The sequence below is a fragment of the Pseudoalteromonas sp. MMG010 genome, assembly GCF_018100905.1.
In the GTDB taxonomy this organism is placed as follows: domain Bacteria; phylum Pseudomonadota; class Gammaproteobacteria; order Enterobacterales; family Alteromonadaceae; genus Pseudoalteromonas.
Genome location: NZ_JAGJEG010000005.1, coordinates 77,382 through 91,165 on the forward strand (window position 1 = coordinate 77,382; position 13,784 = coordinate 91,165).

Here is a 13,784-nt window from a genome sequence, read left to right on the forward strand (position 1 = left end):
AATTAATGGGTATACTACGGGGTTAGTTCAAGGTATGAAATAAATATAATCTTAAAGCTCAATACTTAATTGCGCCAAATAACACTTCCCATTCGACCCGTGTTACCCTCTCGGCGATATGAAAAAAATAATGAGTCATCAGTCACAGTGCAGTACTCACCACCACTAACATTAGTGATGCCTAATAAATTAAGTTCAATACGTGCCAGTTGATAAATATCAGCAAGATACTTTGCGGGCTTATTTGTACTTTTAAAAGCCGTATTAAACTGTGCATGCTTGTTACAAAACAATTCAACAACTTCATGGCCAACTTCAAACTTTTTGGCACCAATTGCTGGACCTAACCACGCCAAAATTTTACTTGGTGCACAGTTAAAGCAACTCAGCGTATTAGCAATAATGCCTTGCTCTAATCCTCTCCACCCTCCATGTATAGCTGCTACTTCGCTGGCGCAATCACTTGTTAACAAAATAGGCAAACAATCAGCGGTCATAATAGCCAAAGGTTGATTAGATAGTTGAGTGTACAGTGCATCCCCATTATGAGTAAGGGTGCTATCAAACTGCGTAGTGACTTGAATAACCTTGGCACTGTGAATTTGATTTAACCAAATTGCTGGAGCAGGTAAATATTTACTAACTAAATCGCGATTATGCAAAACATGTTGAGTATTATCGTTAACATGCAATCCTAAATTTAAGCTATCAAATGGTGTGCTCGACACACCACCTAACCGTGTAGTACTAAGTGTACCCACGTTTAAGTGGTGCCAAGGTGCACAAAGTAAATGCATTAAATATCTAAATCAGGATTGGCTTTAGTATCTTCACGTAACACTTGCGTCATTGCCACCATGTCATCTGGGATAGGCGCTTGCCACGTCATCATTTCACCGGTAATAGGATGTGCAATACTTAATTTAACCGCATGCAATGCTTGGCGATTAAATTCACGTAGCATCTGGAACAATTCAGGGGTTGCTCCTTTTGGTGGACGTGGACGTCCGCCATATGCACGATCACCAATTAAGGCATGATTTAAAAAAGCCATATGAACACGTATTTGGTGTGTACGACCCGTTTCTAAGCGAAGGCGTAAACGCGTATGAGCACGGAACTTTTCTGCTACACGATAATGTGTGATAGCTGGCTTGCCCATCTCATGAACGGCCATATGTGTACGTTGTGTTGGATGACGACCAATTGGCTTTTCAACCATTCCACCGGCTGTCATTGTGCCATTACAAATAGCTTCATATTCACGCGTGAAGTTTTCTCGCTTTTGCAGTGCTGTAACTAAATGCGTTTGTGCTGGAATTGTTTTTGCCACCACCATTAAACCCGTAGTGTCTTTATCTAAACGATGCACAATTCCCGCTCTAGGCACGTTAATAATGTCGGGGTAGTGGTGAAGTAACGCATTTAATACGGTACCATCAGGATTACCTGCACCAGGGTGAACAACTAAACCCATTGGTTTATTGATAACTAAAATATCATCATCTTCATAAACGATGTTTAATTTGATATCTTGAGCTTCGTATTCGCGTGGTGCTTCGATTGTTGTTTCAACACTTACAGTTTCACCACCGAGTAGTTTTTCACGTGGAGTGTTAAAAATTTTACCATCAACGCTGATTTTATCATCCAAAATCCACGTTTTTATACGTGAACGTGAATAATCAGGGAACAATTGCGCTAATATTTGGTCTAGACGTTTACCACCTAAGTCTGTTGGGACCTCGGCTTGAAGAGAAATTTGCTCTGACATTAGTAACTTTACCCAATTTACCAGTGCAAGCTGTGCTCGACTGGGTTAGAATCGCTTTTTATAAAAGCATAATATAATACGCATAGTTTACTCGGTTTTACCGCCTTGGCCTAGCCGAAGACATCGAAGGTAGCAAATAAAATGATAAATAAGATAGGGAAACGTGCATTTGCCATTGTTTTTTCAGTTTCAGTACTCAGTTTAGGTGCTTGTTCGTCTGCACCTGACCAAGAAGATATCGAACGCGTACCAAATAGATCAGCACAAGCGCTTTATCTAGATGCAAAACAAGCGCTCGATAACGGTTTATATGCGCGTTCGATAGAGCTCCTCAGTGCTATCGATTCTCGTTACCCATTTGGTCCATACTCAAAACAAGTACAAATGGATTTAGTGTATGCTCACTACCAATCAAATAATACCGAGCAAGCATTAGCCACCATTGACCGTTTTATACGTTTAAACCCAAATCATAAAGATTTAGATTATATGTATTACATGCGCGGTTTAGTTAATATAAAAGCAGATAAAAATGCTTTCCAAGAATATTTTGGTATCGATAGAGCTGATCGTGATGCCCACAGAACCCGTGTCGCATTTACAGATTTCTCAACGTTAGTTAAACGCTTTCCAGACAGTGATTATGTTCCTGAGGCTAAACGTCGCCTAGTATGGTTATTAAATCGGATGGCACGCTATGAGTTAAAAGTGGCAAATTATTATTACGAACGTGAAGCCTACCTTGCAGCCGCTAACCGAGGTAAATACGTCGTTGAGCATTATTCACAAAGCAGCTACTTAAACCCTGCACTTGAAATAATGGAAAAAAGCTATGATAAGCTAGGATTAACACAGCTGAGCGAACACGCAAAAATGACCCGTGAATTAAATAAAGAACGTTAGTTCATGACCATTAATAAAAAAAGCGCTTTTTTAAGCGCTTTTTTTATTAAGTTTAACAAGCGTTAATTAAATAGCATCTTCATCTTCTTCAGCAGTACGAATACGTACAACACGCTCTACCTCTGTAACAAAAATCTTACCATCGCCAATTTTACCTGTTTGCGCAGTTTTAACTATCATCTCAATTGCTCTATCAACATCCTGATCAGATAAAATAATATCAAGTTTAACTTTAGGCAAAAAATCAACCATATACTCAGCACCACGATAAAGTTCAGTGTGCCCTTTTTGACGGCCAAAGCCTTTTACTTCAGTAACAGTCATACCTGTAATACCCAAATCCGATAACGCTTCTCTTACATCATCTAGTTTGAACGGTTTTATAATCGCTTCAATTTTTTTCATAATAAGTTTCTTTAAAATAGAGTGTTGCATCGATTTTAGACAATACCGTAGCCCAAGGCAAACAGTGCCTGTAAATTACGATGATTTAATCAACAATAATGCTATTATAAATATTATGTATTTAGCGGTAATAATTAAACAGTGAGAAATAAATGAAGAAAAAAAATAGTGGTTTTACGCTGGTTGAATTAATGATTGCGCTTTCTGTTGCCGCTGTAATCGCTTCTATCGCGCTATGGGATAGTAGCGATGTACTTGAAGAAAACAGAGCTGAGAACTTCTTATTAGAACTAAAACGAAACATTAGCTATGCCCGCTCTCAAGCAGCAAGCACCGATGAAATAGTGGTAATTTGCCCAGCCCCACAATCAAACGTTAAAAACGCCAAAAGTACATTAGAATGTAAAACGAATCGCTGGGATGGCGCTCGTCGCATTATTATGTTCATAGATGGTATTGGCGCCGACGGCACAAGAGATGGTAACTATGATGAAACTGACGATTCTTTATTGCGAGTGATGGATCAATTAAATGAAAATGATGCATTGAGTTTTTCTGGCGAAAAATTCATTCGTTTTAATACCAGTGGCAGAATTACCTCGACTCCAGGTGATTTTATTTATTGCCCTGGTGGAGACGATGAAAATAATAAAGCATTAACCTTATCGCAGTCAGGGACTGCCTTTTATGCGGGCAATACAAATAGCGGCTGCTAATGTGTGTACTGTACTGTTGCCATTAACTTAGCTTATTATTTTTATATATTTTAAATATGTACCTAATAACTATATTGATTAACGCGGTATGCTAGCTAAGCTTAAATAAATTAAGCTTACGAGGTTTCAAGGATGAAGCTAATACCGACACATTTTATCTATTTGGGGTTTACTTTAATTGAAGTATTTTTTGTAATAATAATTTTAAGTATTTTAACTTCATTATCATTTACTTACTTTTCCGATTTTCTTGCTAAAAACCGGCTCGATAGCCAAATCAGTTTATTACATAAAACTATAAGCTTAAGTAGGTTATATGCCATTAAAAATAGCAACTTTATTACCTTATGTAGCTTGCACAATGAACGCTGTGAGAAAGACAACTGGCACCTAGGTGTGACAGCCTTTATTGATAATGATAAATCGCAAACCCGCAGTGCATCAGAGCAAATAATTTATACATTTAGTCAAAGCAACCCACAGGATACGCTGACATACCCACGTACCGCCATCACTTTTCGTCCCGATGGTTCAGTTAATGGACTTAACAATGGTACTTTTCTTTATTGTCCGAGTTATAAAAAAGCAAGCCTTGAAGGGCTTGCGATTACGGTCAGTCCAATAGGGCGAGTAAGAGTAAAGTCGACAGATCTATGTCAACAATAATAGACTAATCACTTAAACCTTATTTACCCCAACAATAATCAATATCAGATGTGCCTTTATCCCCTGTCGCCCCTCGTAAACCGGTGTCGGTAATAAAGATAGTTTTGCAATCAGTATCTTCTTTTACTGGGCCGTCAATAGGTTTAGCAGTAATTTTAAAGCCAGTATCTTCTAAATCAATCTCAACAGAAAAATGGCCATTCTCCGTTTCATCACTTAAGCCAAGGTCGGTTAAAACTTTTGTGTACTCTCGATTATCAACAAAGAATTGCTCTTCTTTATTAGCTGCATCAAGTAGATAGGCTGCGGCTTCCGCGCGCGATGCCCTTTTTACATATTCGGTGTAATTAGGCAGTGCAACGGATGCTAATATGCCAATAATCGCCACCGTAATCATTAACTCAAGTAATGTAAATCCTTGGTATTTATTCATAGTCATCTGCCTTGGGCTAATTTTCAATTTCATCATTTTGCTCTTTCTTATAAATAAAGGTCTGTTGAGTTTTGAAGCCAAATCCAATTGGCTGGTTTTTATTCACAAGCTCTATCTTACCATCCACAATTTGTAAGCCCGGTCCATTAATTTCAACGGGTAAAAATGGATTTGCAGTATTCTCTCCCGTTAAACTTGGACTAATTAAATAAAACTGACTTTGCTGAACAACATCAACCGTTTCGTCATTATCACACTTACCATCATTATTACTATCTGCGCAAGAAGGCCCTTCTCCAAAGTATAATTGCGGTGTATCTGGTACATCGGTGCTAGAGCTAAACTTTAGACTATCATAAACCTTAGTCCCATAATGTAAATGAAAAGCATACAAAGAGCCACTCCCCCCTGTTAAGGTACATTGGTTTTCGATTGGTTCTTCTGAGGCGGGTGTGTAAGACGTAAAATAAGCAACGCCACCGATTACTGTCGCTGCAGCAAGTGACTTTTCACCCTCAGCTAATTGATAACGCCAACCTTTAAACTCACCTAAGTCGACTTCGAGATCGGTGAACTTTTCAACATCATCTAACGCATTGCCAAAAGGATCACTGCTGATATCCATTAAACTATCTGTTGTAATAGCTCCAGGCCACGATGTTTTATATGACTTTGTTACAATATTTTCATCTCGAATCATAAAGAGTTGATCTTGTACTGTACTCCCCAAAGGGTTTGATCGATTGCCACTTGCAATAACAACCGCATCGTAAGGAGTATCTAAGCGCGTAATAACCGTTTCACCATTCACTTGCACCTCAGATACTTTACTAAACATAGTACGAGCTACAACGGGTTTATAAAAAAAGCGTCTATCGTTATCCGCATTCCCTTCGCCGAGCTCTGCAAGTTTATAGTGAGATATATCGCTACTGTTACTTGTCGGAATATCTATACGCCACACTCCACCAGCGGTATCACTGGCATAAATTCTATCGACGTAACCATCGTAATCTGAATCAAGCGTTGTCAGATCCGAAGCAATACTGTGTTTACCTTTAAAATTATTTTTATTCGGTGTTAATTCCCACACTTTTTTACCTGTTTTAGCATTAACTATATAAATACCCCGACCAACACTATCATTTGTTCTTGTCGTGTTATCTTTATTAGCATCGTAACCTGCACCAAACACTAATAATGGATCGGTACCAAATGCTTTTATATAGGCTATTTGCGGCTTTGACCATGTTTGCCCTAACTCTTTGAAGTCCTCAGAACCGCCCTCTATTGGTGTTTTCCAGAGTGATTTAGGATTATCTGGATCGCTAATATCTATAGCATAATAATTGCGTCCCCCCCTTCGCATTCCTGAAAATGCCCACACTTCATCACCTTTACTAGCATCAATTACGCCATCATTAACTCCCTCTTCATTTAAGCTTTGATCGTTAAAATAAACACTAATTGTTCCGTCCATTCCGTAGACTTTTGTATTTTCTTGGTTTTTTCGAAGAGGTGGAATATTTGCGAATAAACTTGAAGGCATAAAGGCCCAACTTTCGTCGACAGTGCTTCCTTTATCGCTAAACATATGAATAAATCCAGCATTTGTGCCGATTAATATGCGGATTGTGCCATCGCCATAATCCAATGCAACAGGCTTAGAGTGTAAAGGATCGCCAAAGATATCTAATCGATTGTCACTAAATGAATTATCATTATCTTCATCATCAACATCAATTCCCCTAGCCCAATTTACATCAGTCGTTGATAAGCTAAGACTATTATTATCAAGCGCCAAAATATCATTTACTTGTTGGCTATTAAATGTGGTTAATACGCCTTGCTTTTCAGTATACAGATGACGTTCATTAGGGCTTTTAGTGGCTAAAAGTAGATTTACGCCTCCTTTTCCAACTAGGTTCCCATCCGCAGATTCGTTATTTGGCAACCAAAATGTCCGTGCTGTATCTGCGATCCCCCCGGTTTCATCAAGCGCTTGATTTCCAGCTGAGTCGATAATTTCAGCTCCAGATACTTTTAATTTTTTGAGATTTCCACTCCACCTAGCCCCTGTTTTTGGGTAAAACATTGAAAAATAAATAGCTTCTCTACTACGAGTTTGATCCCCGCTATTACTCGCCACAGAGGGAGATGAAAAACTATCATTCACTTTCCTTATTTTAGAAATGGTGCTTTTAAGTGCATCTGAAAGTTCATCGGCTGTATCTGCATGTAAATACTGTCCTCCTCCTGCTTTTGCAGTATTTGACAATAATGACTTGCCATTTAAGCTCATTCCGCTACCAAACCCAATGGTATACACTCGCCCTAAATCTGTTACATCCGGTGTTGGCGAAAATAAATCAACTTCTGTCTCATCATTTCCATGAATAGACTGTGCTAAAGCAGCTAAATAGCTTCCATCACTATACCCTGGGTTTTTATCAAAGGTTTGTTTATACAGGCTCTTAATCTCATTGTTTTTTCCACTATCATAAGTCGGATCACCATCCGTCATTAAAATAACATTCACTGCGTTATCACAACGTAATGGTTCACCTTTAATGGGTGTAAAAGGAGAGATATAATAAGAGTTATTTGCGTTATAGCTTGTACCAGTTTCGCCACTTAAATCACGATCTTTAATATTTTTTCCATAAGCCACTTTATTACCAGTTAAATATAAATACGCCTCCCATAAAGTTTCTGATAGAGGCGTTGAGCCATCTGCAATGAGTGCCGAAATTTTGTCTTGGACAACCGCTCTTGATGAGCCCAGTTTTGCTAAAAGATATCCACCCGCTCCCCCATTAAAACGCATTAAACCAAAATCTATATCTGCATTATCATCGACTAATTGGCTCATTGCATCACGAGCCACGCCTAAACGGCTATCGGGGCATAAATTATAGCGCTTACTTTGATTATTATAGCCACAGTCATAACCCGTACTGGTTGAAAATGCCATACTTCCTGATGTATCAAAAAGCATAAGTACACGTGTTTTTTCTTCGCTGCTTATATTATGGTTTACATATAATTCGATATCTTCGCTAAAACATGTACCACTTATCGACATTGCTAATAAAGAACCGACAATTTTAGTTTTATATAAATACATGATCAGATCCCCTTATTTGCGGTTGTCATTTCTTGCGCTATTGCAGTAACGACACTTAATTCATGTTTACTTTTACTACCGTACTCTATACTGGTTGTTACCTGTAACATGTTACATGAAATACCTGCGGTAAAATTAAATCGCCTTGGACACTCAAGTGATTGAATACCTTTATTTAAATTTATCATTACACTGGGCATTTTCGTATTTTCTGCTAAATTCATTCCACTTTCAGGCACCTCTGCTTGGCTATATAAAAATCGACTCGCCCCGCCCAAACTGGTCTCTTTAGCAATCATTCGTTGTACTTCACCAATCAATTCATTTTCAGCAACTTCACGCTCTTGCGCTGCATTTGTTATTTTTATATCAATACTACTGCTACTCATTAATGTGATTGCTATCATCGTTACAGCTAAGATCATAATGAGGGCTGTTAATAACACGATCCCACGTTGTTTATTTTGTTGTAAATTTACAAGTGCCATAAGTTTGCTCCTACGTTATTAAGCCTAATCGTAGTGGTAAATACAGCCCTTCTATACCCATCGTTAAAGCTTAATTCCCTACTATTACTATCGTTACCTAACGTATATGTTTGGTTTTTGACCGTGCTATGACTATCTTCTTTTAAAGTTCTAACCAATAAAAATAGCTGAACTGCCAAAACCATTTTTCTATTTTCCCAATCCGCTGATGTCATATCGCTAACATTACGATAACTATCAATACGGCCATCGTTATTGGTGTCTAAACCAAATAAAAACCGCATATTTTCAACTCCTTCCATAATGCTTTCAGCAGTCATTTTGCTGCCATTTAAACGTTTTCGCATTAACACAGGTACCGTTATTTTTTTATTGTTAACTTCATAAGTTTGCTCTGCGATATAATAAACATGATGGCTATAGGGCCACACAGTGGCATTTAAATTTAACGTATTGGCACTGACCACCCCACGAACAAACTGTGCTTGTTCTTGCTCTGCTATAAAGTAGTTCTCATCGCTTTGCATTTCGTTATTAGTAATATCAACAACTAACTGCTTTCCCTGTAAAAATTTAATTTGTAAAATATCAGACCCTTTAACGGGATTATTAATACAATTTAGTTCTTTGTTTGTATTTGCCGTTGTAGCAAAAATAGTACGAAAATTACTTTGGCTAGTTATATTAGGGAAACTCGCATTATTGAGCCCACTTTCACAATCCCCTGCTGGCGCAGTTTGTGTACTTACATTTGCACCGGTGAATGAATCTTCATAAAAAGTACCCCAAAATCCCACTTGCTCAATATCACGTTGCATAATATTAATAGCTAAACGACCAGACTCTTGGATCTCCCCAATGGCTATTGTATCGGTGGTGGTTATTTTCATACTTAAATAAGTAAACATCACGCCACCTAAAATAATGACCCCGATAAACAAAGCAATCATCATTTCTATAAGTGTAAATCCTCGCTCACGCATCTTAACCCCTTGCATATATATAGCTGGTTAATACCACTAAACGACGGTTATTCTCTTTACTCCCGCAACTAATATCATTGGTTGTTGTTGTCGCTTTAAATTCTTGGCGCCCTAACCACGACACAATCACTTGCACATTAAATGCTTTTGAGTTCGAACCAGAGACAACCTCGGGGTTAATACATACGGTTGCATTATCTAAAGCGCCTGTATTTTCACGCGCTCTAATCGCTCTTTTCCATTGCTGTAAATCAAAAAGAGCAATTTGTGCAGCACTACAGGTGCCACTGAAGCACGTGGAGGCAGTGCTTAATTGCGAAGTACTGGTAAATTCACGTTTATATAAACCGACAAGATCCGAAGTATCATTTGCTCTTATTCGTTGTAAAATATCGTTACCAAGGGCAATGGCAGCAGAACGTTGTAGTGCATCAAAACTCGCTTGCTTCGCCTTAGCTTGAAGTGCTACCGCCCCTAACAAGCCAAAGCTCAAAATAATAAAAGCAATAAGCACTTCTATTAACGTAAAACCATTCGTTAAATGTGTGTACTTTTTCATTGTCATTACACTTAATCATTTATTAATAATATAAAGTGTATTAACAATTACAGGGCAAACAACAAATATATAGATGAGCGGTTAAAGTTGTAGATAAACGGTTAAATTTCGGCTTTAACCATTTTTAAAGCGCGGCGACTAACAGCGATTAAGTGATCACAGTGTGCCAGTTCAACAACATGTCCCGAAGCCTTGGCATGCATCGCGATAATGTTATTTTTATTTACCAGTGTATTGCGATGAACTCGCAATAAGATATTAGGATATTGAAGTTCTAATTGTTTTAAACTCTTTTCAATTAATGCGCTTCCTCCTTGAAAGACAACATGAGTATATTTATCTTCTGCCGAAACATAGATCACCGTTTCGATTGCAATACTGCGCACGCTACCGGCTAGTTTGTACGTTAATTTTTGTTGTTGATTATGCACTTGAGCACGATTAAGTTGTCCTAACTTGGCTAAAGCGAGGGCTAAACTTTGCTTTGATATAGGTTTTACTAAATACCCAGCGACATTGAGCTGTAAAGCATCTAATGCATGCTCAGGATGCGCTGTGGTAAATATAATTGCGGGAGGAAGAGAGAGTTCATCTAATGCTTTGGCAACGTCTAAACCACTTAACTGTGGCATGTTTACATCTAAAAGCACAAGCTCTGGCTGAGTTGCTTTAATAATTTTTAATGCCTCACTCCCATTTTCGGCTTGGTTAATACATTGTATGGCTGCATTGGATTCTAACAAACGCTTTAAACGGGCACGTGCTAAAGGCTCATCATCAACAATAAGTACGTTCATTGTTTCACCATTAATCGTTTTGGCAAAACTACTTTTACTCTAAATGTATTGTCTTTTTTGGCAATTGTTAGCTTTGCTTTGTGCTGATAAAAAATATTTAAGCGCTGGCGAATATTTTCCAGTGCCATTCCATTACCTTCCCTGTGCTCAGGTGGATTGTTAGCTATCGGATTACTCACAATGATGGTTAAGTAATTTGCCGTAACATGTAACTCAACTTTTATATTCACTGGGCTTAACGAAGGTTCAACACCGTGGATAACGGCATTTTCAATTAACGGTTGCAGCGTTAAGCACGGTACCGCAATATTTGGAATATGTTCAGGGAGTAACCAATCAATATTTAGTCGTTGATTAAATCGCCATTTTTCAATGTTTAAATATTGCTTACACAGTGTTAGCTCATCTTCTAGTGCAACGCTTTTTCCTGCCCGCATAGCCGCTTGAGACAAAGCAGCTAAGCCTAACAGTGATTGCTCTGCAGCACTTGCATCATAGTGTGTTAACTCAGCAGCGGTGTTTAAACTATTATATAAAAAATGAGGCCTTATTCTTGCCTGTAGTGCATCTAACTCTGCACGAGATAATGCATGTGTTTGTTTATTTTTATCATAATGAATTACCAAAAATTGTACAAACAAGGTGGCTAACAGAAAAACACTAAACATATTACAGAGCATGAAAATAAGTAATTGTTGAGCGGTCGATATGGAAAAAACAGTGTGTGCAAATAATAAACTAAACAACCCGGCATTGAATGTAAAAACAATGATAAAACTCGTTAATTGTAGCGCCGGATTTAAAGAAGATAAAAAAGAGCGTAATAAATATAAGCAGTAACAGCTAACGATAACCGTTGTATGTAAAAACATACTGTTGATTGCTAAATAATACCAAACCCCGCCAACCCTATTTGGTGCGAGGGCTAAAATTATAGCAATAACTTGTGTAACAACTAATAAAGAAAGAATACCTCGTTCATTAAAAAGGGCCGAAAAAAGCAAGGCATCTTGTTGACGCTGTTTGCTCATACGACCCTCCTATGGTTCTATTTTATTTTAACTTAGCGTAGCTCAACAGGCACCGCGAAGACAATATTTTCTTCTTCACCTGGGTTTTCAATAACTTGTTCGCCACCTAATTCTTTTAATCGAGAAATAACCTGCTGAACTAAAACCTCAGGAGCTGAAGCTCCTGCTGTCACGCCTACAGCTTGCACACTTTCAAACCATGATGCTTGAACGTTAGTCGCATCATCAATTAAATAGGCAACAGTCCCCATTTTATCAGCAAGTTCACGTAGGCGATTTGAATTAGAACTGTTTTTAGCTCCAACAACTAATAATACATCGACCTTATCAGCTAAATCACGTACCGCATCTTGGCGATTTTGTGTAGCGTAACAAATATCATCTTTACGTGGACCATCAATAGCAGGAAATTTAACCCTAAGCGCATCAATCACATCAGCAGTGTCATCGACCGATAACGTGGTTTGGCTACAATAAAAAAGGTTTTCGGCACTTTTAACTTTAAGCTTTGCAACATCATCGGCTGTTTCTACTAAATAAATCCCACCCGATTCATTATCATATTGCCCCATGGTCCCTTCCACTTCGGGATGCCCATGGTGTCCAATTAGAATGCATTCTGTGCCTTTGCGGCTCGCGCGAGTAACTTCCATATGCACTTTAGTTACTAATGGGCACGTAGCATCAAATACTTTTAAATCACGGCGTTTAGCTTCTTGCCTTACAGCTTGTGATACACCATGTGCACTAAAAATAACAATGCTGTCATCGGGTACTTGATGTAATTCTTCAACAAAAACAGCCCCGCGGTTTTTAAGCCCATCCACGACATATCGATTATGCACCACTTCATGACGCACATAGATAGGCTTTTCAAAAATATCTAATGCACGCTCTACAATACTAATTGCACGATCTACCCCAGCACAAAAACCACGCGGGTTTGCTAATAAAATATTCATTAGCCCGTAACCTCAATAATTTCAACATCAAATGTTAAACGCTGTCCCGCCAGTGGATGGTTAAAATCAATCGTTACCGATTCACCTTGCACTTCACGCACCAAACCTGGTAGTTCAGTGCCATCTGGTTGAGTAAAAGCAATAATAGCGCCTACTTTTGCCGGTGTATCTGGACCAAATTTACTACGTTCAACATAATAAATATTGTCGGGGTTGGGTTGGCCAAAAGCATCTTCTGGCTCTAACTCAAATGATTTATTATCGCCTGCGGTTAAGCCAAGTAAACACTTTTCAAAATTAGCCGTTAAACTGCCATCTCCCATCGTTAACTTTGCAGGTTTATTATGCACTTTAGTTGAATCAGCTGCTGAGCCATCCGCTAAAATAATAGAGAAATGAAAAATAACTTGAGAGTTTTCACCAATCACTGCTTGGCTCATACTTTATGCTCCTTGGGGCTTTCACCAGTAAAGGCATCAAATAATAATAAAGCGGCACCAATACAAATGGCACAATCGGCAATATTAAATACGGGAAAATGAGAATCTTTGTAAAACACATGAATAAAGTCAATTACATAACCATAAGCGATACGGTCATACAAATTCCCAACAGCCCCAGCTAACACTAATGCATATGCACTGCATAACACTTTATTTGTTGCTGGTAAGCGTTTTAGCCACCATACAAGTAAAGCACTAATCGCAATTGCTATGGCACTTAAAAACCAACGCTGCCAACCACCTGCTTCACTTAAAAAACTATAAGCAGCACCGTAATTATGCACATAGGTAATATTAAAAACAGGAAGTAAGTTAATCGACTCGCTATAAGTCATTGTATTTACTACCAGTGTTTTACTGGCAAAGTCTACTACTAATAGTAATAGACTTAACCAAAGCCACACTAAGCCACTTTTTTGGGCTAGTTTGATCACTTT

The 13,784-nt window shown here is 38.3% G+C and carries 16 protein-coding genes; 3 read left to right on the forward strand and 13 right to left on the reverse strand.

All coding sequences use genetic code 11. The annotated features are described in order from the left end of the window. Positions 1–65: 65 nt before the first annotated feature. Together pgeF and rluD are read right to left on the reverse strand one after the other, a co-directional pair. Entirely contained in the window at positions 66–797 is a 732-nt protein-coding gene (gene pgeF, locus J8L70_RS07360) for a peptidoglycan editing factor PgeF (protein ID WP_211054895.1), read from the reverse strand. Next, on the reverse strand, positions 797–1,774 hold the full coding sequence (rluD, locus tag J8L70_RS07365) for a 23S rRNA pseudouridine(1911/1915/1917) synthase RluD (RefSeq protein WP_211054896.1): 978 nt from the start codon (positions 1,772–1,774) through the stop codon (positions 797–799). The genes pgeF and rluD overlap by 1 nt, the downstream gene beginning before the upstream one ends. 141 nt (positions 1,775–1,915) lie before the next feature. Between rluD and J8L70_RS07370 the strand changes: the two genes are divergently transcribed. Continuing rightward, a complete protein-coding gene (locus J8L70_RS07370; protein ID WP_211054897.1) occupies positions 1,916–2,677 on the forward strand; it encodes an outer membrane protein assembly factor BamD in 762 nt (253 codons plus the stop codon). 66 nt (positions 2,678–2,743) lie between these two features. Here J8L70_RS07370 and J8L70_RS07375 read toward each other — a convergent pair whose 3' ends face one another. Next, positions 2,744–3,082, reverse strand: a complete 339-nt coding sequence (locus J8L70_RS07375) for a P-II family nitrogen regulator (RefSeq protein ID WP_211054898.1) — start codon at positions 3,080–3,082, stop codon at positions 2,744–2,746. A gap of 152 nt (positions 3,083–3,234) precedes the next feature. On the opposite strand from J8L70_RS07375, the gene J8L70_RS07380 reads away from it, so the two are divergent. Beyond that, the gene (locus J8L70_RS07380; protein WP_211054899.1) at positions 3,235–3,798 is read left to right on the forward strand and encodes a GspH/FimT family pseudopilin; all 564 of its coding nucleotides are present in this window, start codon (positions 3,235–3,237) and stop codon (positions 3,796–3,798) included. A gap of 132 nt (positions 3,799–3,930) precedes the next feature. Next, positions 3,931–4,464, forward strand: a complete 534-nt coding sequence (locus tag J8L70_RS07385; protein ID WP_211054900.1) for a GspH/FimT family pseudopilin — start codon at positions 3,931–3,933, stop codon at positions 4,462–4,464. 19 nt (positions 4,465–4,483) lie between these two features. On the opposite strand, the gene J8L70_RS07390 is transcribed toward J8L70_RS07385, so the two are convergent. The 10 genes from J8L70_RS07390 to lspA all read right to left on the reverse strand — a co-directional run bounded on the left by J8L70_RS07390 (position 4,484) and on the right by lspA (position 13,781). Then, complete coding sequence (locus J8L70_RS07390; protein ID WP_211054901.1) at positions 4,484–4,897, reverse strand: type IV pilin protein; 414 nt, start codon at positions 4,895–4,897, stop codon at positions 4,484–4,486. Positions 4,898–4,913: 16 nt separating this feature from the next. Next, positions 4,914–8,024, reverse strand: coding sequence for a PilC/PilY family type IV pilus protein (locus tag J8L70_RS07395; RefSeq protein WP_211054902.1), 3,111 nt, complete (start codon positions 8,022–8,024; stop codon positions 4,914–4,916). Between the two features lie 2 nt (positions 8,025–8,026). After that, on the reverse strand, positions 8,027–8,512 hold the full coding sequence (locus J8L70_RS07400; RefSeq protein WP_211054903.1) for a pilus assembly protein PilX: 486 nt from the start codon (positions 8,510–8,512) through the stop codon (positions 8,027–8,029). Next, a complete protein-coding gene (locus J8L70_RS07405; protein ID WP_211054904.1) occupies positions 8,500–9,495 on the reverse strand; it encodes a PilW family protein in 996 nt (331 codons plus the stop codon). The genes J8L70_RS07400 and J8L70_RS07405 overlap by 13 nt, the downstream gene beginning before the upstream one ends. Position 9,496: 1 nt before the next feature. Continuing rightward, entirely contained in the window at positions 9,497–10,054 is a 558-nt protein-coding gene (gene pilV, locus J8L70_RS07410; RefSeq protein WP_211054905.1) for a type IV pilus modification protein PilV, read from the reverse strand. A 101-nt stretch (positions 10,055–10,155) separates the two neighbouring features. Then, a complete protein-coding gene (locus J8L70_RS07415; RefSeq protein ID WP_211054906.1) occupies positions 10,156–10,851 on the reverse strand; it encodes a response regulator transcription factor in 696 nt (231 codons plus the stop codon). Further along, entirely contained in the window at positions 10,848–11,882 is a 1,035-nt protein-coding gene (locus J8L70_RS07420; RefSeq protein ID WP_211054907.1) for a histidine kinase, read from the reverse strand. The genes J8L70_RS07415 and J8L70_RS07420 overlap by 4 nt, the downstream gene beginning before the upstream one ends. Before the next feature lie 32 nt (positions 11,883–11,914). Then, complete coding sequence (gene ispH, locus J8L70_RS07425) at positions 11,915–12,844, reverse strand: 4-hydroxy-3-methylbut-2-enyl diphosphate reductase (RefSeq protein ID WP_211054908.1); 930 nt, start codon at positions 12,842–12,844, stop codon at positions 11,915–11,917. Continuing rightward, positions 12,844–13,284 (reverse strand): FKBP-type peptidyl-prolyl cis-trans isomerase, encoded by a 441-nt coding sequence (fkpB, locus tag J8L70_RS07430; RefSeq protein ID WP_211054909.1) that lies wholly within the window; start codon positions 13,282–13,284, stop codon positions 12,844–12,846. Before fkpB ends, ispH begins: the two co-directional genes overlap by 1 nt. After that, complete coding sequence (lspA, locus tag J8L70_RS07435; RefSeq protein ID WP_211054910.1) at positions 13,281–13,781, reverse strand: signal peptidase II; 501 nt, start codon at positions 13,779–13,781, stop codon at positions 13,281–13,283. Before lspA ends, fkpB begins: the two co-directional genes overlap by 4 nt. Positions 13,782–13,784 lie beyond the last annotated feature (3 nt).

Excerpts from the sequence above, each read along its gene's own strand:
- J8L70_RS07420 (WP_211054907.1), bottom strand. The coding sequence starts at position 11,882 with ATGAGCAAACAGCGTCAACAAGATGCCTTGCTTTTTTCGGCCCTTTTT.
- rluD (WP_211054896.1), bottom strand. The coding sequence starts at position 1,774 with ATGTCAGAGCAAATTTCTCTTCAAGCCGAGGTCCCAACAGACTTAGGT.
- J8L70_RS07385 (WP_211054900.1), top strand. The coding sequence starts at position 3,931 with ATGAAGCTAATACCGACACATTTTATCTATTTGGGGTTTACTTTAATT.
- J8L70_RS07370 (WP_211054897.1), top strand. The coding sequence starts at position 1,916 with ATGATAAATAAGATAGGGAAACGTGCATTTGCCATTGTTTTTTCAGTT.
- fkpB (WP_211054909.1), bottom strand. The coding sequence starts at position 13,284 with ATGAGCCAAGCAGTGATTGGTGAAAACTCTCAAGTTATTTTTCATTTC.
- J8L70_RS07400 (WP_211054903.1), bottom strand. The coding sequence starts at position 8,512 with ATGGCACTTGTAAATTTACAACAAAATAAACAACGTGGGATCGTGTTA.
- J8L70_RS07415 (WP_211054906.1), bottom strand. The coding sequence starts at position 10,851 with ATGAACGTACTTATTGTTGATGATGAGCCTTTAGCACGTGCCCGTTTA.
- ispH (WP_211054908.1), bottom strand. The coding sequence starts at position 12,844 with ATGAATATTTTATTAGCAAACCCGCGTGGTTTTTGTGCTGGGGTAGAT.
- J8L70_RS07380 (WP_211054899.1), top strand. The coding sequence starts at position 3,235 with ATGAAGAAAAAAAATAGTGGTTTTACGCTGGTTGAATTAATGATTGCG.
- J8L70_RS07405 (WP_211054904.1), bottom strand. The coding sequence starts at position 9,495 with ATGCGTGAGCGAGGATTTACACTTATAGAAATGATGATTGCTTTGTTT.
- pilV (WP_211054905.1), bottom strand. The coding sequence starts at position 10,054 with ATGAAAAAGTACACACATTTAACGAATGGTTTTACGTTAATAGAAGTG.
- pgeF (WP_211054895.1), bottom strand. The coding sequence starts at position 797 with ATGCATTTACTTTGTGCACCTTGGCACCACTTAAACGTGGGTACACTT.
- J8L70_RS07375 (WP_211054898.1), bottom strand. The coding sequence starts at position 3,082 with ATGAAAAAAATTGAAGCGATTATAAAACCGTTCAAACTAGATGATGTA.
- J8L70_RS07390 (WP_211054901.1), bottom strand. The coding sequence starts at position 4,897 with ATGAATAAATACCAAGGATTTACATTACTTGAGTTAATGATTACGGTG.
- J8L70_RS07395 (WP_211054902.1), bottom strand. The coding sequence starts at position 8,024 with ATGTATTTATATAAAACTAAAATTGTCGGTTCTTTATTAGCAATGTCG.